At 37.2% G+C, this 22,144-nt stretch carries 18 protein-coding genes and 4 pseudogenes; 8 read left to right on the top strand and 14 right to left on the bottom strand.

Annotated features, from left to right (window positions below; genetic code table 11):
* Positions 1 to 36: 36 nt before the first annotated feature.
* The gene (gene topA / locus QWU_RS06575; protein ID WP_017196441.1) at positions 37 to 2,625 is read right to left on the bottom strand and encodes a type I DNA topoisomerase; all 2,589 of its coding nucleotides are present in this window, start codon (positions 2,623 to 2,625) and stop codon (positions 37 to 39) included.
* Between the two features lie 265 nt (positions 2,626 to 2,890).
* On the opposite strand from topA, the gene QWU_RS10385 reads away from it, so the two are divergent.
* Positions 2,891 to 3,097 carry a hypothetical protein gene (locus tag QWU_RS10385; RefSeq protein WP_006589618.1) on the top strand — a complete coding sequence of 69 codons (207 nt, stop codon included), beginning with the start codon at positions 2,891 to 2,893 and terminating at the stop codon, positions 3,095 to 3,097.
* Here QWU_RS10385 and dprA read toward each other — a convergent pair.
* The 4 genes and pseudogenes from dprA to QWU_RS09305 all read right to left on the bottom strand — a co-directional run bounded on the left by dprA (position 3,027) and on the right by QWU_RS09305 (position 7,118).
* Positions 3,027 to 4,229: a DNA-processing protein DprA gene (gene dprA, locus QWU_RS06570; RefSeq protein ID WP_017196440.1), complete on the bottom strand. Its 1,203-nt coding sequence runs from the start codon at positions 4,227 to 4,229 to the stop codon at positions 3,027 to 3,029. The two genes, QWU_RS10385 and dprA, sit on opposite strands and share 71 nt — an antisense overlap.
* A complete protein-coding gene (gene plsY / locus QWU_RS06565; protein WP_006589620.1) occupies positions 4,222 to 4,857 on the bottom strand; it encodes a glycerol-3-phosphate 1-O-acyltransferase PlsY in 636 nt (211 codons plus the stop codon). Before plsY ends, dprA begins: the two co-directional genes overlap by 8 nt.
* On the bottom strand, positions 4,850 to 6,157 hold the full coding sequence (locus QWU_RS06560; RefSeq protein WP_006589621.1) for a dihydroorotase: 1,308 nt from the start codon (positions 6,155 to 6,157) through the stop codon (positions 4,850 to 4,852). Before QWU_RS06560 ends, plsY begins: the two co-directional genes overlap by 8 nt.
* Positions 6,154 to 7,118: pseudogene (locus QWU_RS09305) on the bottom strand (aspartate carbamoyltransferase catalytic subunit). The gene QWU_RS06560 and the pseudogene QWU_RS09305 overlap by 4 nt, the downstream one beginning before the upstream one ends.
* Before the next feature lie 129 nt (positions 7,119 to 7,247).
* Between QWU_RS09305 and QWU_RS06550 the strand changes: the two are divergent.
* Entirely contained in the window at positions 7,248 to 8,876 is a 1,629-nt protein-coding gene (locus QWU_RS06550; protein WP_006589623.1) for an acyl-CoA dehydrogenase family protein, read from the top strand.
* Here QWU_RS06550 and ruvX read toward each other — a convergent pair.
* Positions 8,861 to 9,340 (bottom strand): Holliday junction resolvase RuvX, encoded by a 480-nt coding sequence (gene ruvX / locus QWU_RS06545; protein WP_017196438.1) that lies wholly within the window; start codon positions 9,338 to 9,340, stop codon positions 8,861 to 8,863. The genes QWU_RS06550 and ruvX overlap by 16 nt on opposite strands.
* A gap of 135 nt (positions 9,341 to 9,475) precedes the next feature.
* On the opposite strand from ruvX, the gene gatC reads away from it, so the two are divergent.
* Together gatC and gatA are read left to right on the top strand one after the other, a co-directional pair.
* Positions 9,476 to 9,763 carry an Asp-tRNA(Asn)/Glu-tRNA(Gln) amidotransferase subunit GatC gene (gene gatC / locus QWU_RS06540; RefSeq protein ID WP_006589625.1) on the top strand — a complete coding sequence of 96 codons (288 nt, stop codon included), beginning with the start codon at positions 9,476 to 9,478 and terminating at the stop codon, positions 9,761 to 9,763.
* A 31-nt stretch (positions 9,764 to 9,794) separates the two neighbouring features.
* A complete protein-coding gene (gene gatA / locus QWU_RS06535) occupies positions 9,795 to 11,279 on the top strand; it encodes an Asp-tRNA(Asn)/Glu-tRNA(Gln) amidotransferase subunit GatA (RefSeq protein WP_017196437.1) in 1,485 nt (494 codons plus the stop codon).
* Positions 11,280 to 11,357: 78 nt separating this feature from the next.
* On the opposite strand, the gene QWU_RS06530 is transcribed toward gatA, so the two are convergent.
* From QWU_RS06530 to QWU_RS06510, 5 genes and pseudogenes are all read right to left on the bottom strand, one after another.
* Positions 11,358 to 12,068, bottom strand: coding sequence for an ABC transporter ATP-binding protein (locus tag QWU_RS06530; RefSeq protein WP_017196436.1), 711 nt, complete (start codon positions 12,066 to 12,068; stop codon positions 11,358 to 11,360).
* Positions 12,055 to 12,836 (bottom strand): annotated as a pseudogene (locus QWU_RS09300) (ABC transporter ATP-binding protein). Before QWU_RS09300 ends, QWU_RS06530 begins: the two are co-directional and overlap by 14 nt.
* On the bottom strand, positions 12,833 to 13,891 hold the full coding sequence (locus QWU_RS06520) for a branched-chain amino acid ABC transporter permease (protein WP_006589629.1): 1,059 nt from the start codon (positions 13,889 to 13,891) through the stop codon (positions 12,833 to 12,835). Before QWU_RS06520 ends, QWU_RS09300 begins: the two are co-directional and overlap by 4 nt.
* Positions 13,891 to 14,968 (bottom strand): annotated as a pseudogene (locus QWU_RS09295) (branched-chain amino acid ABC transporter permease). Before QWU_RS09295 ends, QWU_RS06520 begins: the two are co-directional and overlap by 1 nt.
* 116 nt (positions 14,969 to 15,084) lie before the next feature.
* Positions 15,085 to 16,218, bottom strand: coding sequence for an ABC transporter substrate-binding protein (locus QWU_RS06510; RefSeq protein ID WP_006589631.1), 1,134 nt, complete (start codon positions 16,216 to 16,218; stop codon positions 15,085 to 15,087).
* A gap of 310 nt (positions 16,219 to 16,528) precedes the next feature.
* Here QWU_RS06510 and QWU_RS06505 point away from each other — a divergent pair, with 310 nt between their 5' ends.
* The 4 genes and pseudogenes from QWU_RS06505 to QWU_RS06490 all read left to right on the top strand — a co-directional run bounded on the left by QWU_RS06505 (position 16,529) and on the right by QWU_RS06490 (position 19,511).
* Complete coding sequence (locus tag QWU_RS06505; protein WP_006589632.1) at positions 16,529 to 17,104, top strand: cold-shock protein; 576 nt, start codon at positions 16,529 to 16,531, stop codon at positions 17,102 to 17,104.
* Positions 17,105 to 17,354: 250 nt separating this feature from the next.
* A pseudogene (locus QWU_RS09290) lies at positions 17,355 to 17,872 on the top strand (DUF192 domain-containing protein).
* Positions 17,869 to 18,654: an alpha/beta fold hydrolase gene (locus tag QWU_RS06495; RefSeq protein WP_006589634.1), complete on the top strand. Its 786-nt coding sequence runs from the start codon at positions 17,869 to 17,871 to the stop codon at positions 18,652 to 18,654. The pseudogene QWU_RS09290 and the gene QWU_RS06495 overlap by 4 nt, the downstream one beginning before the upstream one ends.
* A 650-nt stretch (positions 18,655 to 19,304) precedes the next feature.
* Positions 19,305 to 19,511 (top strand): DUF3126 family protein, encoded by a 207-nt coding sequence (locus QWU_RS06490; RefSeq protein WP_006589635.1) that lies wholly within the window; start codon positions 19,305 to 19,307, stop codon positions 19,509 to 19,511.
* Between the two features lie 48 nt (positions 19,512 to 19,559).
* On the opposite strand, the gene radC is transcribed toward QWU_RS06490, so the two are convergent.
* Genes radC through sfsA form a run of 3 tightly spaced genes read right to left on the bottom strand, consistent with a single transcriptional unit; the run spans position 19,560 to position 21,911 of the window.
* Positions 19,560 to 20,354, bottom strand: coding sequence for a RadC family protein (gene radC / locus QWU_RS06485; RefSeq protein ID WP_006589636.1), 795 nt, complete (start codon positions 20,352 to 20,354; stop codon positions 19,560 to 19,562).
* Between the two features lie 17 nt (positions 20,355 to 20,371).
* Positions 20,372 to 21,202 (bottom strand): type I methionyl aminopeptidase, encoded by an 831-nt coding sequence (map, locus tag QWU_RS06480; RefSeq protein WP_006589637.1) that lies wholly within the window; start codon positions 21,200 to 21,202, stop codon positions 20,372 to 20,374.
* Positions 21,195 to 21,911 (bottom strand): DNA/RNA nuclease SfsA, encoded by a 717-nt coding sequence (sfsA, locus tag QWU_RS06475; RefSeq protein ID WP_006589638.1) that lies wholly within the window; start codon positions 21,909 to 21,911, stop codon positions 21,195 to 21,197. The genes map and sfsA overlap by 8 nt, the downstream gene beginning before the upstream one ends.
* Positions 21,912 to 22,144 lie beyond the last annotated feature (233 nt).

The following is a 22,144-nucleotide window of genomic DNA, read 5'->3' as shown; positions in this document are numbered from 1 at the left end:
GGAAATATTTTGTTTTTTTTCATCTTTAGCCAAAATTTATGTTTCTTTTCTTTTGGAAGGAGCTCTTTTGGTGGTCACTTTTTTACTGGAAGCTTTACCGGTTATTTTTTTACTAGATGCTTTAGCCGATATAAGTTCTAATGCTTCTGAAAGTGTTACACTAATTGGTTCTTTATCTTTTGGCAATGTTGCATTAATTTTACCCCAATTAACATACGGACCATAACGCCCATCGCGTATAGTTACAGTTCCTCCATCTGGGTGATCTCCTAATGTTGCAAGGGTTGCGGATGCTGTTCTGTTTCGCGTTTTTTTATTTTCTTGTTTTTCGGCAAGCACTGTAACAGCACGATTGATGCCAATATCAAAAACTTCATCTGCATGAAGAAGGGGGGCTGATTTGCTATCATGACTAAGGTAAGGACCATAACGTCCAATTGTGGCTGTAATTATTTTACCTGTTTCAGGATGTGTTCCAATTTCACGGGGAAGTGATAGTAAGGCCAAAGCTTTATCAAGAGTTATATTTGCTGTTTGCCACTCCTTTGGTAGTCCTGCACGCTTCACTTCTTTGCTTTCACCAAGTTGAATATAGGGGCCAAAACGACCATTGCGAAGAGAGATCTCTTTTCCTGTTTTAGGGTCGACACCAAGTATAACAGGTTCATCATTACGCATGGCTTCATTCTCTTCTCCTGTATCTGTTCCAAGTTGGTGTGTGTATTTGCATTCGGGATAATTAGAACAGCCAACAAATGCACCATAACGCCCAAGTTTTAAGGACAATCGACCGTTTGTACAGAGAGGACAAGAGCGGATATCACTTCCATCTTCACGTACAGGGAAAGCGAGAGGCGCTAATGTCACGTTTAAAACGTCAAGGACATTGGTGATACGTAGTTCTTTGGTATTGGTAATAGATGCGTTAAACCCATCCCAAAAATCGCGCATTACATCTTTCCAAAAAAGTTTTCCATCCGATATAAGATCCAGCTTTTCCTCAAGATCAGCTGTGAAACCATATTCTACATAGCGATTAAAAAAATTTTCAAGAAAGGCTGTAACAATACGTCCTTTAGCATCAGGAATAAGCTTTCGTTTATCAATTACAATATATCCACGATCGCAAAGTGTAGCCAATGTCGATGCATAAGTTGAAGGACGCCCAATTCCTAATTCTTCAAGCTTTTTAATTAAGGAAGCTTCAGAATAACGGGGAGGTGGCTCTGTGGTATGTTGTATAGATTCAACTTTTTCTTTTGTAAGCGTTTCACCAGAATTTACTTTTGGCAAACGTGTTGTTTCATTTTCCTCATTGTTTTCCTCTTCTCTTTGGTCAGTATAGACAGAAATAAAGCCATCAAAACGAATAACAGAACCTGTTGCACGTAGATTGGCACGATTTTTCTCTTGCTGTGCTTCAATTTCAACAGTTGTGCGTTCAATTTCAGCAGAACGCATTTGGCTGGCAATAGCGCGCTTCCATATCAGTTCATAAAGCTTTGCTTGATCACCATCGAGAAAATTCCGTACTTGACTGGGAATACGTTGAAAATCTGTTGGGCGTATAGCTTCATGTGCTTCCTGTGCATTCTTTGCTTTTGTTGAATAAAAGCGCGGTTTTTCAGGAACATAGTCACTACCAAAGGATTCATGAATGACTTTTCGTGCTGAATCAATTGCTTCCGGTGCTATTTGCACACCATCGGTACGCATATAGGTAATAAGTCCAGCCATTTCACCATTAATTTCAATACCTTCATAGAGTTTTTGAGCAGTTTGCATGGTGCGAGAGGCTGAAAATCCTAGCTTTGAAGAAGCTGCTTGCTGTAAAGTGGATGTTGTAAACGGAGGAGAAGGATTTCTCTTTGTGGGTTTTGCTTCAACACTAAGTATACGATATTTTGCTTCCTCCAATATAAGGCGAATTTGATCTGCTTGCTCTTGAGATTGAATGTCGAGTTTACCAATCTTTTTTTGATTAAACATTGTTAATCTTGCTTGAAAACTATCATTTCGGATGGTTTTTAAGTTTGTTGTAATGGACCAATAATCTTCTTTGACAAAATGCTCTATTTCTGATTCACGGTCACAAATAATACGTAAAGCAACGGATTGAACACGACCAGCTGAACGTGCACCGGGAAGTTTACGCCATAAAACAGGTGAGAGTGTAAAACCTACAAGATAATCAAGAGCACGACGTGCAAGGTAGGCATCTACAAGTGATGTATCAATATCACGTGGATTGTTCATAGCATCAAGCACAGATTTTTTGGTGATGGCATTGAACACAACGCGTTTTACAGGTTTATCTTTTAAAACTTTTTTTTGACGAAGAATATCCAGAATGTGCCAAGAAATAGCTTCCCCTTCACGATCAGGGTCCGTTGCTAAGATGAGGCTATCGGCTTCTTTGACTGCTTTTGCTATTTCATTCAAACGTTTAGTAGCAGCAGAATCTATATCCCATTTCATAGAAAAATCTTGATCAGGTAGAACAGAACCATCTTTTGCGGGTAAATCACGAACATGTCCAAATGATGCGACTACTTTGTATTGAGATCCGAGATATTTATTGATTGTTTTTGCTTTTGCTGGAGATTCAACGATAACAATATCCATAATTTTACCCGAATGTTAAAATAAAAGACTTTTTTATAACTCTCTTTCATACGAATAGCCAACGACAATTGATCAAGAGCACATAAAAAAACATTTGTCATACAAAAAACATTAATATTGTACAACTTGTAATTGTTATTATTTAAATACACCCTATATGGAGTTGCACGATTTATTTTTCCACTGTTAACACAAAACATATGGCAGAATACTAAGAGAACATCTGTTGAGAAGTAGGAGGGGAAATGCTCAAGGATAGAGGATTATGTTTATAAATCACTTAAAAGTTATCCAATATATTACAGATATGTCAAAACAAATGAATCAAATGGCTCGTCAAGCGCACAGTCCGCTTTTAGCACTGCTTTTGGATATGGTCGCCAAAGAGGGGCAAAGCATTATTAATAGTGCTGAGACTCTTGGAGAAGATCAAAATTCGACAATGACACATAACCACCAGAGTGTCGAATAAGCTTTCCAGCAAGCTCAAGCTCCACCAGTAAGAGGTAGAGGTTTGGGAGTGGAACGCCTGAATGGGTACTTAGTGTATCTAAGTCAATTGGTGTTATTGAAAGGACGGAAAGAACAGCCGCACGTTCTGCGTCATTTTCAAGAGAAGAAGGATTGTTGTCTTTTGCATCAGATTCATAAAACTTGCTTTTTTCAAATTGTAAGGAGACTGCTTCTCCTTCTTCAAAAAAGTTGAGTTGAGAATTTGGGGATGGTGTTGTTAATGGTGCAAGCGTTTCTATGATATCGGAAGGATGGGTGGTAAGTTGCGCCCCATCCTTGATAAGGTTGTTTGTACCAACAGATCTTGGATCAAGTGGAGAACCAGGAATGGCAAAAGTCAAACGTCCCATTTCAGCAGCTTGGCGTGCGGTAATTAAAGACCCTGATCGCAATGCAGCTTCTACAACTAACAGTCCGAGTGATAGACCTGCAATAATACGATTTCTTCTTGGAAAATCAATGGCGCGTGGTTTCCAAGCAATAGGCATTTCACTAATAATTACTCCACCATTAGCAACAATATCTTCGTGTAACTTTTTGTTTTCAGGAGGATAGATGTGATCAATCCCACCAGCCATTACTGCAACTGTGCCTGTTAATAGACTTGCTTGATGTGCAATACTATCAATGCCACGCGCTAATCCAGAAATTGTTGTAAAGCCAGCATTTCCAAGAAAATGTGCAAATTGAGCGGTGAGCTTTTTGCCGGCTGCTGAGGCATTTCGAGATCCAACAATTCCAACAGAAGGTTTCTTAAAAACCGAAATATTGCCTTTTACAGCAATAAGAGGGGGTGATGCTTCCATCACTTTAAGAAAGGCTGGATAATCTGGCTCTCCTACACCTATAAACCGAATACCTAATCTTTCAGCTGCTTCCATTTCTTTTTCTGCATCTTCTATCGTTGTGATTCGAATAGATGTAGAAAGACCACCTTTTTTACTAAGCTCAGGAAGTGCTATTAGAGCATTTTCTGCTGTTTTATAATGATCAATGAGATTACGAAAACTTACTGCTCCGATATTTTCACTGCGTAACAACCGCAACCAATTTAGACGTTGACGGTCAGTGAGTAGAATTCCTTTATTCATTCTTGTTTTTCATACCAATCTTGCTTTCTTTCCCAGCGAACAATCTAGTGATATTTGTATGATGTTTTATAATCACCAATATGCTCATTGCAATCAACATACAATTCGCATAGAGAGAAGGATAAGAAAAATAACCAAATACTGGAGTAATAATAACAGCCATAAGTGCAGATAATGAAGAATAACGTGTGAGAAAAAAAAATACTATCCATACAATAATGAAAACAATTGCCGCTGGCCAATAAATTCCTAAACAAACTCCTAGATAAGTAGCAACGCCTTTACCACCTTTAAATCTAAGCCAAACAGGGAAAAGATGCCCCAAAAAAGCAAAAAAACCAGTAAGAAAAATAACAACATCATTTTCTATTGGATTATTTAAAAATTTTATAACAAGAATAACAATGGTTCCTTTCAACATATCACAAAGAAGCGTGAGAGCAGCAACTTTTTTATTTCCTGTTCGTAAAACATTTGTAGCTCCAATATTTCCAGAACCGATTTTCCTTATATCACCAAGCTTGGCCATTCGCATAAAAATAAGACCAAATGGAATAGAACCAATGAAATAGGATATCAGAAAGATAAACCATGGAGTGAACTGAAAAAGCATTTCTATTTTATTCATCAACAATCTCATGACGTTTAAAAATTGATTGTCCTTTAACAAAAGTTTGAACAACACGTCCTTGGAAGCGTGCATTCTCAAAAGGTGTATTTTTTGAGCGTGAATACAGCCTCTCTGTAGAAACGACCCATGGCTCCTCAAGATCAACCAAAATAAGGTCTGCATGAACACCTTTTTTGAGTGTTCCTGCATTAAGTCCAAAGAGTTTTGCAGGTGTGGTTGATAAAAGTTCCGTTAATCGTAGAAGGGATATACTTTCATCATGGTAAAGGCGTAAAGCGGCACTCAATAAGGTTTCCATACCAATGGCGCCTGCGGCCGCATCGTTAAATGGTAAACGTTTTTTGTCAATACTCTGGGGATCATGGGAAGAGACGATAATATCGACTGTTCCATCTTTTATTGCTTCAATCATCGCTATACGATCTTCTTCTGTACGTAGCGGGGGCATAAGACGGAAAGCAGTACGATATTCACCAATATCATTTTCATTAAGAGACAAGTGATTAATAGATACGCCGGCTGAAATCTTCTCATTTTGTTGCTTTCCTAAACGAAGTGCATCGGCAGATAGTTTTGTCGATATTTGTGCAGCATGATAGCGTGTTTTTGTTAATGCGGCTAAGCGCAAATCTCTTTCAAGTGGGATGACTTCTGCTTCGCGAGGAATGCCAGAAAGACCAAGCCAATTCGCTAGTAGACCTTCATTGATAACACCTTTTCCTGTAAGGTCCTTATCTTGCGTTTCGTGCATCAATGGAACATCGAAGTCACGTGCGTAAGTCATTGCACGACGCATAACAGATGAATTTTGAAGTGTTTTTTTCCCTTCACTAAAAGCAACTGCTCCTGCATCTTTTAACAAACCAAATTCAGTTATTTCTTGTCCGTTAAAACTCTGAGTTATTGCAGCAACAGGATAGACATTAACCGATGACATTTTCTCAGCTATATGTGTAATGAATTTAACAAGTGCTACGTTATCAATAATTGGGTTTGTGTCTGGCATCATAAGGAAGGAAGTAATACCACCTGCTGCTGCTGATTGGCTTGCTGATGCAATTGTTTCAAGGCGTTCATTTCCTGGTTCTCCAACAAAAACGCGAGCATCAACAAGTCCGGGTAGAATTGCTTTATTTTGTGCGTTAATAATCTCTGCCCCATCTGGAATTCCCTGATTCAAGGCTTCTTTTCCAGCAGCTGTAATTAGTCCATTTTCAACAATAACTGTGCCAATTTCGTCGATTGTGCGTGAAGGATCAATAATGCGGGCGTTTTGAAAGACAATTGGCTTTGTCATATTTTATCTCCACTTGGCTGAAGGCGTGAATCCAATAAAGCTTCCATGACAGCCATACGCACAGCAATTCCCATTTCTACTTGTGTATGAATCATACTTTGTGGTCCATCTGCTATATCAGATGCGATCTCTACACCACGGTTTATTGGACCAGGATGCAGAATAATGCAATCATTTTTAGCATAGGCTAAATTTTCTTTATGTAAGCCAAAATAATGAAAATATTCACGAATGGAGGGAATAAAGGAACCTGTCATACGTTCATGTTGTAAGCGTAGCATCATAATGACATCGGCACCTTTAAGGCCTTCTTTCATTGTGTTAAAAACCTCAACGCTCATATCAGCGATTCCTGTGGGTAAGAGTGTTGAAGGAGCGATAGCACGAACCCGAGCTCCCAAAGCATTGAGACTGAGGATATTGGAGCGCGCAACACGTGAGTGTAAAATATCTCCACAAATTGCAACGGTTAATCCTTCAATATGGCCTTTTGTTTTTTTTATGGTCAAAGCATCTAATAAAGCCTGTGTTGGATGCTCATGGGCACCATCACCTGCATTAATAACACAACAATTCACTTTTTGTGCCAACAAAGCGGCTGCTCCCGCACTACTATGGCGAATGACGAGTATATCTGGTTTCATTGCATTGAGAGTTGTAGCTGTGTCAATCAATGTTTCTCCTTTTTTTACAGATGAATTGCCAATGGCTATACTTATCACATCTGCTCCTAACCGTTTTCCGGCTAATTCGAAGGAAGATTGTGTTCGCGTAGAAGCTTCAAAGAAGAGATTAATTTGGGTACACCCAAATAACAGAGATTTTGTTTTATCAATTTTTTTAGAAAGGGTAACATACGCATCTGCACGATCAAGTAGTATGATAAGGTCTTGTACACTTAATCCTTTAATGCCTAAAAGATGTTGGTGGGGAAAAAGGGGAAAAAAGAGTTTTGAGTCATAGCATTCTTTTTTATCTCTCTCTAAACAGATTAAACAAGCATTTGTTTGGATATAATAAATGTTTTTTTAACTGCAAAACGACAAATAGTCTATGTTATGAATGATTTTTGAATAATAGGAATATGCCTATGAGTGCTGTCTTTGCGCAAAATGTTCGCCGAAAAAATGCGTTTCTCAGTGATACGCTTATGTTTCGTATTGCTTCTACTTTGCCTAAATTTTTATTAACAAGTTTTGAAGAAGTAGGAGATTTTGTAGCAAGTCGTGAAGCGTGGGAGCTTTCCTGTCTGGCGAATCGTTACCAACCACTCTTGCGCTATAATGACGAATGGGGGCAACAGGCAGAAAAACTAGAGATACATTCTTCTTATCAGGCTCTTCAACAATATTCTAGACAAGCAGGTTTGGTCACTTCGCTTTGGGAAAATTCTACCTCAGAAAGTGGAGTACGTTATCAAGCACGTGCTATTCGTTTAGCTTTATCTGCTAGTTTAGAAACAGGGCATTTAAATGAGGTTATTATAGCAAGTGCAGCTATTGCAGTCTTAATTAGTGATGTTGAGCTTTTCAAAAAATGGCAAAATGTACTCTTATCACGTCAATATGATTTATCTTCAAAACCTATTCACAGCAAAAAAGCGGCTTCAATTACCTGTGCTTTTGATGATGTTAAACAAGGAGAAAAATATGCTTTTAATTTTCCTAGTGTTAAGAAAATTTCTTTTGATGAAAAAATGGGGCGTGATCTGTATCGTTTAAATGTTGTGAAAACCAATGTTGTTAATCCTATAGTGGATGGATATCTTGTAAGTGCAGAGTTAGATGGGCATTTGAGTTGCTTTTTAATTCCCCGTATACAGGAAAATGGTGCATTAAATGGTTCCATAAAAATTCGTCATTTACTGCAACGTTCTGGAGAATTCTTAACACCAGAAGGTGTTGTTGATTTTCAAGGGAGTTATGGTTGGCTGTTGGGAAATATTGGAGAAGGACCTAAAGTCATTAAGGATATCGAAACTATGATGCGTTTCGATCAATCTGTTGTATCGGCAGGTGTTTTACGGGCTGCACTTCAATTGGGCATAGATTTTTTTCGGCAAAAAAGGCCTGATCAGCCTTTGCCACCGCTAACGGAGCGTATTTTTGCAGATATTGCTCTGGATATTGCTGCCACACAAGCGTTGGTTTTGCGTTTAGCACGGGCTTTTGACAATGCTGCTAATGATCGTTCTGAAGCTGCTTTTGCAAGAATTATGACCCCTATTATTGCTTATCACGTAAGTCAATTAGTGGTACCCATTATTGGCGAAATTATTGCACAGCTTGGTATTGAGAGTTTTGTAGAAGACAATCCATTATCACAAATGCTATGTAATAGCCCTGCACGAATTGTGAGAAATATTTCTGCTAATCAATTGGTTAAGGATGCAATTCTCATCGCTGAAAAAGCACCAGGATTGTTCCATAAATTGTTAGAAAAAATTGCTCTTGATATTGGTCCAGCAGGTCCACGGGCAATAGAGATCATTCAATCTGCTGTCGAAATGGCATTAGCAAATGAGGGAGCTGGAAGATTCTTTGTTGAACAAGTGGCATATGCGGCTGCAGCTGCATCATTACGCTCTACAGATATAGAAAATGTAGCAAATGCCTATATGGAAAGCCGCCTTGGCGGACAATGGAGATCTTCTTATGGGATGCTTATTGCGCGATATAATGCCGGACATTTGCTCAATGTCCTTTATCCTTCTATATGATGAAGACTTTGAATTCTGTTAAGAGCGCCTTGCAATATGAAAGCAGCAGCAGCAGAATCAATGAGTTTTGCTCTTTTAGTACGCGATACGTCCATTGCTAGAAGAAAACGTTCAGCAGCAATTGTTGATAAGCGTTCATCCCAAAAAATAAATGGAATTTCTGTATGTGCTCTCATATTGCTCACAAAAGTTCTGGTTGCTTGAGCACGAGGACCGCTGCTGCCATTCATGTTAAGCGGTAAGCCAATGATAATAGCGCCAACATTTTCACGATCAAAAATTTTTATAAGTGTATGGGCATCTTCCATAAATTTTTTTCGCTGTAACACAGGGCGAGGATTTGAAAAAATTAGTCCCATATCAGAAATTGCAATTCCGATAGTCTTTGTACCCAAATCCAAACCTGCTATTGTTTGCCCAGGTAAGAGATGTGTAATAATTTCATTTATGTTAATAATAGCCATAAGATTTATAATTTAGGTCTTTACGTGTTTCAGGTCCATGTTATATTTTATTTTCGTTATCAATATTCTTGTGCTTACAGGCGCATCCTTGTATAGCCGATAGATGATCAAATAAAAAACAGAAAGGCATAGTATATGTCTGTTGATAAAGAAGCAGTCAAGCGGGTAGCACATTTAGCACGTATTGCTATCTGTGATGATGAAGCTGAACGTATGACAAAAGAGCTTAATGTTATTTTAGGTTTTGTGGAGCAATTGTGTGAGGTTGATGTCGGTTGTGTTGAACCATTAACCTCAGTGATACCAATGACTTTACGGATGCGTGAAGATCATGTCACAGATGGTAATAAAGTGACCGATATCGTAGCAAATGCACCTGTTACAGAAGAGAATTTTTTTCTTGTCTCAAAAGTCGTCGAGTAACTTTTTATATTTTAAAAACTTGAGAATTAATATGACTGATTTAACAACCTTCACAATTGCACAAGCTCGTAACTCTCTTGTAAAAAAAGAGTTCACGGCAATTGAATTAACAGAATCTTATTTAAAAGCAATTGAATTGGCTAATCCAACTTTGAATGCTTATGTAGCAGTAACAGCAGAACAAGCAAGAAAAATGGCTGTTGAATCAGATAACCGTTTGGTGAAAGGGCAGGGTGGGCTTTTAGAAGGTATTCCACTGGGAATTAAAGATCTTTTTGCGACACATGGTGTTCACACTCAAGCTTGTTCTCACATTCTTGATGGTTTTAAGCCGCATTATGAATCAACAGTAACTGCTAATTTATGGAAAGATGGAGCGGTTATGTTAGGTAAGCTTAATATGGATGAATTTGCTATGGGTTCTTCCAATGAGACATCGTATTATGGTCCAGTTATTAATCCATGGAGAAAAAAAGATTCCCATGAAAAGCTTGTGCCGGGTGGTTCTTCAGGTGGTTCTTCTGCTGCTGTTGCAGCAAGGCTTTGTGCTGGTGCAACAGCAACAGATACAGGCGGTTCAATACGCCAACCTGCAGCATTCACTGGAACGGTGGGGATTAAACCAACTTATGGACGTTGCTCACGGTGGGGAACCATCGCTTTTGCCTCATCACTTGATCAAGCAGGACCTATTGGGCGGGATGTTCGCGATTGTGCTATCTTACTTCAATCAATGGCTTCTTTTGATGAAAAAGATTCTACTTCCGTGAATTTACCAGTTCCAGATTATGAAAGTTATCTTGGTCAATCAATCAAAGGAATGAAAATTGGTATTCCAAAAGAATATCATATGGAAGAAATGTTTCCTGAAATTATTGAGCTTTGGCAAAAAGGCATGAGTTGGCTAAAAGAAGCGGGTGCTGAAATATGTGATGTTTCATTACCCCATACAAAATATGCTCTGCCTGCTTATTATATTGTTGCTCCTGCAGAAGCGTCTTCTAATTTAGCACGTTATGATGGAGTCCGTTTTGGTCTCCGTGAACCGGGAAAAGATATCATTGAAATGTATGAAAATACCCGTTCAGTGGGTTTTGGTGATGAAGTTAAAAGGCGAATTTTGGTTGGTACTTATGTTCTCTCCTCAGGTTATTATGAGGCCTATTATCTTAAAGCACAGAAAGTACGAACACTCGTAAAATATGATTTTGATCAATGTTTTGCTTCTGGTGTTGATGCTATTCTCACACCTGCAACACCAACACCGGCTTTCAGCATTGCTGATGAAAGAATTAAAAATGATACTGTAGCGATGTATCTCAATGATATTTTTACTGTTCCAGTTAATATGGCTGGTTTACCAGGTATCTCTGTTCCTGCTGGTTTCTCATCAAATGGTTTACCACTAGGATTGCAATTGATTGGTAAACCTTTTGCTGAAGAAGTTATTTTTCAAGTAGCACACATTATAGAACAAGCCGCTGGAATATTTAATCCTGAAAAATGGTGGATATAACCATGAAAAAGTATTTTTCTTAATATTAAGAGAGGTACTTTTGAAAAATGTAAGTTATTTCTTTTATATTGATAGTTCCTATCCGCCAAGATATGCCTCTTTAACACGCGGATCTGAAAGCATAGTTTTGCCTTCACCGTGAAATAAAACATGTCCTACCTCTAGAATATAAGCGTAGTGCGCAATGGAAAGGGCTGCAAATGCATTTTGTTCGATAAGAAGAATAGTTTTCCCCATATCATTAATTTTGCGGATAATTGAAAAAAGCTCTTTTACAAGAAGTGGTGCTAACCCTAGAGAGGGTTCATCTAATATTATCATGTCAGGGTTGCTCATGAGTGCACGACCCACAGCAAGCATTTGTTGCTCACCGCCTGACATTGTTCCACCCAACTGTTTTGCTCTTTCACGCAAACGCGGGAAAAGCTCAAATATCCACTCGATATCACGGGCAATCCTTAGTTTATCATGGCGGATATAAGCACCTAGATAGAGATTTTCTAAAACAGTAAAATGGGGCATAATGCGCCGTCCTTCAGGACTTAAAGCAATCCCCAACTGCAAAATTTTTTCTGGTGATTTTTTAATAATTGATTCGCCTTTATAGGTGATCTCCCCATAAACAGACCGATTCAGCCCTGTAATAGAGCGTACGATACTGCTTTTTCCTGCTCCATTGGCTCCTATCAAAGTTACTATACTTCCCTTTTTTATAGACATCGAAAGATTTTCGATAGCTTTAATGGCGCCATAATGAACGTGAAGATTTTTGATTTTAAGAATATCCATAGACATCTCCGCCAAGATAAGCTTCAATAACTTTAGGGTTGTTACGAATTTCATCTGGTGTGCCATTGGCTATGCAACAGCCATACTCCATTACCCAAATATATTGACAAAGCCCCATAACAACTTTCATATCGTGTTCGATAAGTAGGATAGTAAGATCGAAGTCTTTTTGCACTTTTGCTATGAATTTTCTAAGATCTTCACTTTCCTGTGGATTCATACCAGCAACAGGTTCATCAAGAAGAAGTAATTTTGGCTTTGTTGCTAATGCGCGTGCAATTTCTAAACGTCGTTGCACACCATAGGGCAGAGATATTGCTGGTTGATTGGCAAGATGATCAAGTTGGAGTCTTTCCAGAAGTTCCATTGAATTTTTATAGATTTCTTTTTTTCTTTCACCGCTTTTGGAAACAATAAAGCTGAAGAAAACCATGAATGCCTTTGTCGAACATGTGCCCCCACCATAACATTTTGTAAGACCGTCAATCCTGAAAAAAGGCGAATATTTTGAAATGTTCGAGCAATATGGCGTCGACATATAATATAAGGAGGAGCTCCAGAAACTTTATGCTCATCAAAAAGAATGGTTCCACTTGTGGGGGCGTAAAAACCAGAAATCATATTAAAAACAGTAGTTTTTCCAGCACCATTGGGACCAATTAATCCAGTAATTGTTCCTCGCTTAACTGCCATATTAACATTATTAACAGCAACTAATCCACCAAAACGCATCACAATATCATTAAGTGAAAGGATAATATCGTTCATAGCTCTCCCTCAGTATTAGAGAGCTTTTTACGTTTTAGAAAGCAATAAATCCCATTCCATGAAAATTCACGTTGTCCCAACAAACCTTTTCTCCAAAATAAGATAATAACGAGCAATAAAAGAGAAAAAATAACCATCCGAAGTCCTGGTGTCTCTGGAATATGTATAAAACCTAAGTCAAATGGACTTTCAATAATGCGAAGCCATTCAAGCACAACTGTAATGATAATGCTCCCAATAATGCTCCCTGTAATTGAGCCAAGACCACCAGCAACAACAATCATCAAAATATTAAAAGTGAGCAAAAAGTTGAACATTTTAGGATCAATCGTTGAGATAAGAGCAGCCATCAATGCTCCTCCTATACCTGCAAAAAATGCACCGACAGTAAAAGAAAAACTACGGTAAAAAAAAGCATTAATCCCCATTGTTTTTGCGGCAATTTCATCATCACGAATAGCACGCAGCACATTACCGGTATTGCTTCGCAGTAAAAGAGTAATAAAGAGAACTGTAAATGCTAGCCAACCATAGTTCCACCATAATGTTGCTTTTTGAGGAATTCCTTTAATTCCCAAAGAACCATTTGTTAACGATGTAGCATTTGTAATCACAATGCGGATAATTTCTGCAAATCCTAATGTTGCAATTCCAAGATAATCACCACCAAGACGCAATACTGGCAGAGCAATCAATAAACCTACAACTGCAGCACACAGACCACTTACAATAACAGCGAGAAAAAAAGGCAACTGCAAATGATGCAACGGTTCAGCTATAGAATCAAGAATCCACATCATTTCTTTTTGTTCGGGAGAAAGAAGTAAAATTGCGCATACATAAGCACCTATAGCCATAAAACCAGCATGTCCAAGAGAAAACATACCTGTAAAACCGTAAATTAAATTGAGCGAAATTGCTAATATCGCATTAATAGCAATAAGATTGATGATACGAAGCGTATAATCATTAAAATGATTATTAGCATAAAATAAAAAACTGATAAGAATTAAAATACTGATACATGATAAAAAAGTTGTAGCTGATTTTACCATTAGATTTTCTCCTGGCTTTTTTTACCCATTAAGCCCGTGGGCATTATCAATAAAATCAGAATTAACAAAACAAAAGCGAAGGCATCTCTATATCCAGATAACGTGGGGAAAAATGCGATAATCATAATTTCAATAAATCCGAGTAACAATCCTCCCAACATTGCTCCTGGAATTGAACCAATACCTCCAATAACAGCGGCGATGAATGCTTTAAGCCCTGGGAGAACACCCATATAAGGATGAATTTGAGGATAACGCAGAGACCACATAATACCTGCGATAGCAGCAAGCGCTGAGCCTATTCCAAATGTAAATGCAATGACTTTATTGACAGAGACGCCCATCAAACGTGTTGTTTCAATATCATGAGAAATTGCACGCATAGCAAGACCAGGTTTTGTTTTATAGATAATCCACAACAGCAAAATAATAAGAATAGAGGAAACTATAGGAACAATAAGAGACATGGGAGCTATTCTAATGATTTTATCTGCTCCTAATTCTAAATGCCATAAGAATGGTATTACAAGAAAATCTGGTTGTTTTACACCTTTTGGAACACCACTAAAGAGTACGGTTGCAAGATTTTCGATAAAAAAAGAAACGCCTATTGCTCCGATAAGTGCTGAGATACGCGGAGCATGACGTAAGGGTCTATAGGCAAATTGGTCAATAGTAATTCCTACAGCACTTGTGATAAAAATTGAAAAACAGAGAGCCAGTACCCAAATCGGCGTAAAATCTTGTGGAGAAATTTTAAAATAATAAATGAACCCTAAAGCAAAGATTAAAAAAACAGCAATCCAAAAAGTTGAAGGACGTTTTTTTGAATCCTATAAACACCGAATAATAGATAAGAATAGCTATTAATAGAAGAAGAAGTGCTGCCCAAGCCGGCATAAAGCTAATCGTAGAGAAAAAAACAAAATATGCTCCCAACATGAAGATATCGCCGTGAGCAAAATTAATAAGTCTCAATATACCATAAACCATTGTGTAACCAATAGCGATAAGTCCATAAAGAGATCCCAACGCCAGTGCATTAAAAAAATACTGGATGAACATTTCAGTGCTCATCTCTTATCCTTCCACATTTGTTAATTCACATAGGATAAAATAAGAAATCTTCAGATTTTAGTTGAGAAAAAATCCTCAACTTTTCTTGAATTTTTATTAGGAAAATTTCCAATTTTTTAAAAAGCAGGTTTGACTTCATCTAAATAGACACGTTTCCCACCCTTGATTTCAATTATACCGATGGGAATTTTAGGGTTATGATTTTCATCCATAGACATATCACCAAAAGGTGTTTGAAAATCTTTTAACTGACTAAGTGCAATAGTGATTTTTTCACGATCAGCACTGCCAGCATTTTCAATAGCTTTCATGAACATCATATAACTTGTGTATCCCAAAACGGAATTAATATTTGGCTCTTTATCAGGATAAGCTGTTCTCCATTCATTTGTAAACTCTTGCGCAGCTACTGACATATTTGGCATATTTTCACTGTAGGGAAGTGTTGTATGTAAAAAACCTTCTGCAGCTTTTCCTGCGATTGTAATAGTTTCTGGATTATCCATAGCATCTCCACCCATAATTTTAAACTTTGCACCTAATTCACGTGCTTGTTTCATAATGATGGCACCTTCAGAAAAGTAAGAGGGAATAAATAAAATATCAGGCTTTTGTGCTATAATCTGTGTAAGAACAGCTGAAAAATCCTGATCTCCGGAATTGTAGTTTAAATTTGAAATAACCTCACCACCCAATTTTTTAAAAGCACGCGCAAAATAACTTGCAAGACCAATTGCGTAATCATTTGATATATCTTTAAGGATAGCCGCTTTTTTAGCCTGTAAAGTTTGTCTTACATAAGTTGCAATCCCTATGCCTTGATAGGAATCAATGAAGCAAGCGCGGAAGTAATATTTCTTATCCTGTGTAACAAGCGGATTTGTTGAAGAAGTTGCAATAGCTGGAGTCTTTGCTTTCTCAGATATTTCTCCACCAGCCAATGAGAGTGAAGAGCCATAACTACCAATGATTCCAATCACTTTTTCACTTGCAGTTAATCGCATAACCGCATTTGCGGCTTCTACTTTATCAGATTTATTATCAATAATAATAAGCTCCACTTTACGTCCTAATATTTCTGGAACTTTTTTATGTGCCAACTCTATACCTCTAATTTCAAGTTGGCCTCCAAAAGCATTTTGACCACTTAACGGAAGGTAAACACCAATTTTAATAGGCTCACTCGCATAGACATTTGCTATAAGTGCCATGACAGCTGTGAGTGTAGTGAGGATTCTCTTCAATTGCATTACACACTTTCCTTAATTCAGTTGTGATTTTTGCACCTTATCTTGAACTTCTTTATCATGCAAGTTACACATTAATGAAAATATCATTGTGTGAAAAACCTGTTTATATGATTTGTTGAGCGTTTGCTGTAAGGTATGTGGAGTATAGGATCAAATATTTTTGTCAATATTCGTATTGATATTAACATTAGGAGGCACGACAATATGGGGAAATCTTATCTTGGGACTTGCGTGTTGAGGCAAGAGCAATGTTTACTTAAAGCTAGAGAATCAATATCGTAAATTTAGAGCTACAGGATCACGATTTATTATGACAAGTAAGGATACATTAAAAAATTGTTCCCTAGCGGAGGAGAGTGTAGGTACTTGTGGTGAGATTATTGAAATTAGTGGTGTTATTAAGTGGTTTGATGGTAGTAAGGGGTATGGGTTTATTGTACCTGATTTGCCTCATTTCCCTGATATATTATTGCATGTTACGGTAATGCGTAGAGATGGTTTCCAGACAGCTTTGGAGGGTGCTAAAGTTATATGTGCTGTGGAAAAAACTGAACGAGGATTAAAGTGTGTTCAAGTGAAGTCTATAGACTGTTCTTCAGCAATTCATCCATCGGAAATTCCAGCCCGTACCCATGTTGTTGTTACTCCAGAAAGTGGTTTAGAGCGTGCAATTGTAAAGTGGTTTAATCGCGATAAGGGTTTTGGTTTTTTGAGCCGTGGACAGGGAACAGAAGATATCTTTATTCATATGGAAACATTGCGTCGTTTCGGTCTAGCAGAGCTTCGCTCTGGTCAAGTTGTTCTTGTCCGTTTCGGTAAGGGTGAAAAGGGCTTGATGACAGCGGAAATTTATCCAGATATAGGGATTCCGTTTGCTACGCACTAAATTATGCTTTTGTAGTCTTGTCCGTTCTTTCTTTTTTAGAGAGATTCTTGCATGGGTGTAAAGAGTAACGTGTCCAAGTGAAATCTCTTATTAAAGTTGTTTGTTTATATGAAGCAGATGATTGCTGTTGCACCAATATTACTCAATGTTGCATTGAAAGTAATTGAAAGGATAACTTTATTTATCTTTAAGTTTTGGTGCTTTTTATTTTATACATAAAACCAAAAATTTGTCTGTAATGGAGATAAAAATGTTAAAGCCTTTTAGAAGGGGAATCATCATTGTATTGGCACTGCTTTTTATATTAGAAGTGAGTGTAGCCATAGCAAAAAAAAGCATGGAATTTCCTGTCCATCCTGTTCCTTTAGAAATACAGACAAAGCAAGGTATGGTCTCTTATAGGGTAGAAATTGCTTTTACGCCGACTCATGCAGCAGCAGGTTTAATGTACCGTACTGATTTTCCACGTGATCGTGCGATGATTTTTAGAAACCAAGCAAACAATAAAGTAAAAAATGAGCAAAAAATGTTTATGTGGATGGCAAATACGCCTTTGCCTTTGGATATGATTTTTTTAAATGCTGAGGGAATTATTGTATCGATCGTTCAAAAAACATCGCCATTTTCAACAGATATTATTTCATCAGAGGTTCCTGCAACTTTTGCGATTGAAGTTAATGCCGGGGAAGTTTCTGAAAAAAAATAGAAAAAGGACAGCGTGTTCTTCATCCTGAAATTTGCGGAAAATGCGAAAGTGATACAAAATGACAGCAGAAAATATTCGTTTTTTTGAATATGATGGTTTGCGATTTGCTTATCGGGAAGATGGGCAGGGTGCACCTATTTTATTGATTCATGGTTTTGGTTCTTCTGCACGTGTGAATTGGTATTCAACGGGTTGGTTTCGCGCCCTTACTGAAGCGGGATATCGTGTTATTGCTCTTGATAATCGTGGACATGGAGATTCAGTTAAAAGTTATGACCCTTCTTTTTATACGCCTCAAGCTATGGCTGGCGATGCAGTGAGATTGTTGCAGCATTTGAAATTATCTAAAGTGCATGTCATGGGATATTCTATGGGAGCTCGGATTAGTGCATTTATGGCTCTTTTGTATCCAACATATGTACACAGTGTTATTTTTGGTGGCTTAGGTATTGGTATGGTAACAGGAGCAGGGGATTGGAAACCTGTTGCTGAGGCTCTTTTAGCAGAAGATATTTCTACCATTACCAATCCACGCGGTTTGATGTTTCGTAAATTTGCAGATCAGACTAAAAGCGATAGGCGTGCTCTGGCTGCTTGTATTGTCACATCAAAACAAGAGTTAACAGCATTTGAGGTTTATAAAATTAAACAACCAGCACTTGTTGTCGTAGGTTCGTTAGACGAAATTAGCGGTAAAGCAGAGCCATTAGCAGCTTTATTGCCTTGTGGCGAAGCATTATCGATTCCTGATCGGGATCATATGCTTGCTGTAGGAGATAAAGTTTATAAAAAGGGTGTTATTGATTTTCTTTCTCGTTATCCTATCGTTGAAAATTATTCATAGGTTTTAGAACTCATAAAATATTCGATATTTCTTATTTTGGATAAGGTGAAAAGTTTCTTCAAAATTTGGTTATTGTAGTGCAGAATTTTATGAAACTGGCATATCTTTTAAGAATATTCTAAATATTAAGTTTTTCAAGCACACGTAATGCTGGCATCATAAATGAGTGTATTTTGTACAGAAGTAAATTTTTTTATAATTGAACTGCGTATACTATATAAGTAGTTAAAAGAGTTCCTTTTTAATTAGGAATAGAATTGTTTAGTAAACAAATAAGCTATACAAAAAGGCAGTGTCTTCATTCTATGAAATTCTACTTTTAAGAGTAGAAAAATTATAAGTTCTCAGTCAATATTTTATCAGAATATGTTTATAAGCATAGATGCTGAAATTTGGGATAAAATAAAAATTGTTTAAAACTGATGATCTGCTAACTGTTTTTTTACTTTTCAATCTATACGGTTATATTTAGTGATGATAAACCCTTTTAGTAAAGGTACTTTAGTAAATATGTTGAGATAGTGTTATTTTGGTTAGAGATAATATAAGTAAAAATTGAAACTAAGTTTACTATCTTTACAGAATCTTAGGAGTGTCTTGTTTGCCCTTTTAGGATTTGATTTGAAAATCTCAAAATAGAGGAGAGCATAGTGAATGCTGATGAAATAAAAAAACTTGATAGTTATTTTAAAAACATATTCCAAAATTCAGCATTGCAAGTAAAAGCACGGCCTAAAAAGGATGATTCTTGTGAGCTTTATATTGGAAATGAGTTTCTAGGTGTTATCTATCGTGATGAAGATGAGGACGAATTGTCTTACAATTTCTCAATGGCTATATTGGATATTGATTTATGAAATCGATTCGTTATGAGTAATTAAGTTAATTTTTTCAATTTAATAAGGTCATATGAGCCTTAATGTTTTAAAGCTTGTATACTCGTTTCGTGCGATAATAAGATGATCATGGATAGTAATTCCTAGTGCGTTTGCCGCATCTTTTAACATATGTGTCATTGTTATATCTGCTTTAGAAGGCTTTGCGTCACCAGAAGGATGATTGTGTACTAAGATAAGGCTTGATGCGGATAATTCCAAAGCGCGAGAAATAACTTCACGCGGATAGACAGGAGTGTGATCGATGGTTCCAGTTTGTTGCACTTCATCAGCAAGCAAGCCATTTTTTTTGTCAAGAAATAAAATACGAAATTGTTCGCGTGTCTCATGAGCCATAACGGCTTTACAGTAAGCCAATACTTTATCCCATGATGAAAAAATATCACGTTTAAATAATTCTGCACGAGCAAGGCGTCCGGCAACATCTGAAATAATTTTTAAATCAATCGCAGTGGCTGGTCCACATCCTTGAACCTCTTGCAGTCGGTGAATATCAGCACCCAATACGTCTGCTAATGAACCAAAACGCGCTATTAAGTTTTTAGCTATTGGTTTTGTGTTTGCGCGAGGAATCGTGCGGAAAAGTAATAATTCAAGATATTCATAATCTTCAATTGCATTTCCTTTGGACTTTAAATAGCGCTTACGGAGACGTTCACGATGCCCTTGGTAATGCTTATCTGTCTGTGCATTCTTTTGTAGCTTTTTTGTTTTTATTTCTGATATTGGACTAAGTGATGAGTCTGATATCAATGCGAGATAATCATTTTTGGTGTCTTCCTTTTTATTTATTTTTTTAGCCATGATATTTCTACATTTATTTAGGTGCTTGAGCTTGGAATATAAAAAATATTTTTAGGAGATTGCGTAAAAATTTCACATCCTTCACTTGTTACACCAAGCGTGTGCTCATACTGTGCAGTAAGAGATCTATCACGTGTAACAGCAGTCCAACCATCAGATAAAATCTTAACTTGTGGTTTCCCAAGGTTGATCATTGGTTCAATTGTAAACATCATACCTTGTTTTAGTTCTATTCCTTCTCCAGGATTTCCATAGTGGAGAATATTGGGTGCATCATGAAAAAGCTGACCAATTCCATGTCCACAAAAATCTCTTACAACTGAGCACCGTTCAGATTCTGCATAATATTGAATGGCTGCCCCAATATCACCTGTAGTTGCACCGGGTTTGACTACGGAGATTCCTCTCATGAGACTTTCATGTGTTATTTTTAGCAAACGTTCCGCGGCACGTCTGACTCTTCCAACAGGATACATACGACTTGAATCTCCATGCCAGCCATCGAGAATAAAGGTCACATCAACATTGATAATATCGCCTTCTTGTAAGGTTCTTTTATTGGGAATACCATGACACACAACATGATTGATGGATGTACAGCACGAATGACCATATCCATGGTAATTTAAGTCTGCAGGAAGAACACCTTTTTGGGCACCAAAAATAAAGACAAAATCATCAATTTCTTGGGTAGTAACGCCAGGCTTAATAACATCTATAAGTGCATCAAGGCATTCCGCAGCAATACGACCAACTTCACGCATTTTAGCGAAAGCATACTCATCAAAAATGCGAATTTGTCCATTAAATTTTAAGGGTATTTTATTATATTCAATATAGTCAGTCATTACTTTTTCTGTTTTCTATTTTCACTCGGTGGATCGGAAAAATACCTTCTACACTTACGTGGCATTTTACGGCATAAAATTCTACCCCTGATTTTAAAGCTAAATCAACTTTGCGTCCATAGATTGGATCAAGGTCACGGCAAATTGTAAAAGATGAGCAATCTTCTCGTTGAATGACATAAAGCATAGCGGCCCGTTTCCCTTGTTGTACAATTTTTATAAGTTCTTCAAGATGACGTGTACCACGTTTTGTAAAGGTATCAGGAAATTCTGCTAGTCCTTTCTGGCGAATAAAATGCACATTTTTGACTTCTAAATAACAGTCAGGGAGGGTGGCATCACATAGAAGAAAGTCAATCCGTGATTGCGTCCCATAACATTGTTCTTTCAAAATTGTTTTGTATGTGCTTAATTCCGGTAATAGCCCATTTTGAATTGCTTCTAGTGCAAGTTTATTTGGTAAAGTTGTATTGATACCAACCAAAGTATTTTCTGTCTCGACGATTTCTAATTGATATGCATATTTTCGTTTGGAACTGTTATGATATGAAAGCCAAATATTGGAGTTTGGGGTTGTTAAACCAAGCATCGAGCCTGTATTCGGAACAGATACAGTGAGGATGTGTTTATCATCCCACTTAACATCCGCGAGAAAACGTTTATAACGACGGATAAGTTTTGCAGGAAAAAGTTTGGGAATAAAGAGCATCTTGCTTTTTTATTAAAGTGTAATTTTATAATTCAATTCATATTATGATTTATAAATGTTATAATATATTAAATGATGCACATTTAAGGTTAAGGTAACCTAACATAATCACCTTAAAACCAAAGGTTGTTTTCGTTTTTACAATTCATTGTTAATCCTTTTCATCATAAACTTTGTATACAAAAATAATATTAACCGCAATTTGTTTAGTGAGAAAACTATTTATTAGAATA

It is taken from the genome of Bartonella birtlesii IBS 325, assembly GCF_000273375.1.
GTDB classification, from domain to species: domain Bacteria; phylum Pseudomonadota; class Alphaproteobacteria; order Rhizobiales; family Rhizobiaceae; genus Bartonella; species Bartonella birtlesii.
Note: the sequence above shows the minus strand (reverse complement) of the source record. Positions and strands in the feature narration are given on the sequence as shown.

Coding starts and splice junctions, on each gene's coding strand:
- topA (WP_017196441.1), bottom strand. CDS start 2,625: ATGGATATTGTTATCGTTGAATCTCCAGCAAAAGCAAAAACAATCAAT.
- QWU_RS10385 (WP_006589618.1), top strand. CDS start 2,891: ATGTTTATAAATCACTTAAAAGTTATCCAATATATTACAGATATGTCA.
- dprA (WP_017196440.1), bottom strand. CDS start 4,229: ATGAATAAAGGAATTCTACTCACTGACCGTCAACGTCTAAATTGGTTG.
- plsY (WP_006589620.1), bottom strand. CDS start 4,857: ATGAATAAAATAGAAATGCTTTTTCAGTTCACTCCATGGTTTATCTTT.
- QWU_RS06560 (WP_006589621.1), bottom strand. CDS start 6,157: ATGACAAAGCCAATTGTCTTTCAAAACGCCCGCATTATTGATCCTTCA.
- QWU_RS06550 (WP_006589623.1), top strand. CDS start 7,248: ATGAGTGCTGTCTTTGCGCAAAATGTTCGCCGAAAAAATGCGTTTCTC.
- ruvX (WP_017196438.1), bottom strand. CDS start 9,340: ATGGCTATTATTAACATAAATGAAATTATTACACATCTCTTACCTGGG.
- gatC (WP_006589625.1), top strand. CDS start 9,476: ATGTCTGTTGATAAAGAAGCAGTCAAGCGGGTAGCACATTTAGCACGT.
- gatA (WP_017196437.1), top strand. CDS start 9,795: ATGACTGATTTAACAACCTTCACAATTGCACAAGCTCGTAACTCTCTT.
- QWU_RS06530 (WP_017196436.1), bottom strand. CDS start 12,068: ATGGATATTCTTAAAATCAAAAATCTTCACGTTCATTATGGCGCCATT.
- QWU_RS06520 (WP_006589629.1), bottom strand. CDS start 13,891: ATGGTAAAATCAGCTACAACTTTTTTATCATGTATCAGTATTTTAATT.
- QWU_RS06510 (WP_006589631.1), bottom strand. CDS start 16,218: ATGCAATTGAAGAGAATCCTCACTACACTCACAGCTGTCATGGCACTT.
- QWU_RS06505 (WP_006589632.1), top strand. CDS start 16,529: ATGACAAGTAAGGATACATTAAAAAATTGTTCCCTAGCGGAGGAGAGT.
- QWU_RS06495 (WP_006589634.1), top strand. CDS start 17,869: ATGACAGCAGAAAATATTCGTTTTTTTGAATATGATGGTTTGCGATTT.
- radC (WP_006589636.1), bottom strand. CDS start 20,354: ATGGCTAAAAAAATAAATAAAAAGGAAGACACCAAAAATGATTATCTC.
- map (WP_006589637.1), bottom strand. CDS start 21,202: ATGACTGACTATATTGAATATAATAAAATACCCTTAAAATTTAATGGA.
- sfsA (WP_006589638.1), bottom strand. CDS start 21,911: ATGCTCTTTATTCCCAAACTTTTTCCTGCAAAACTTATCCGTCGTTAT.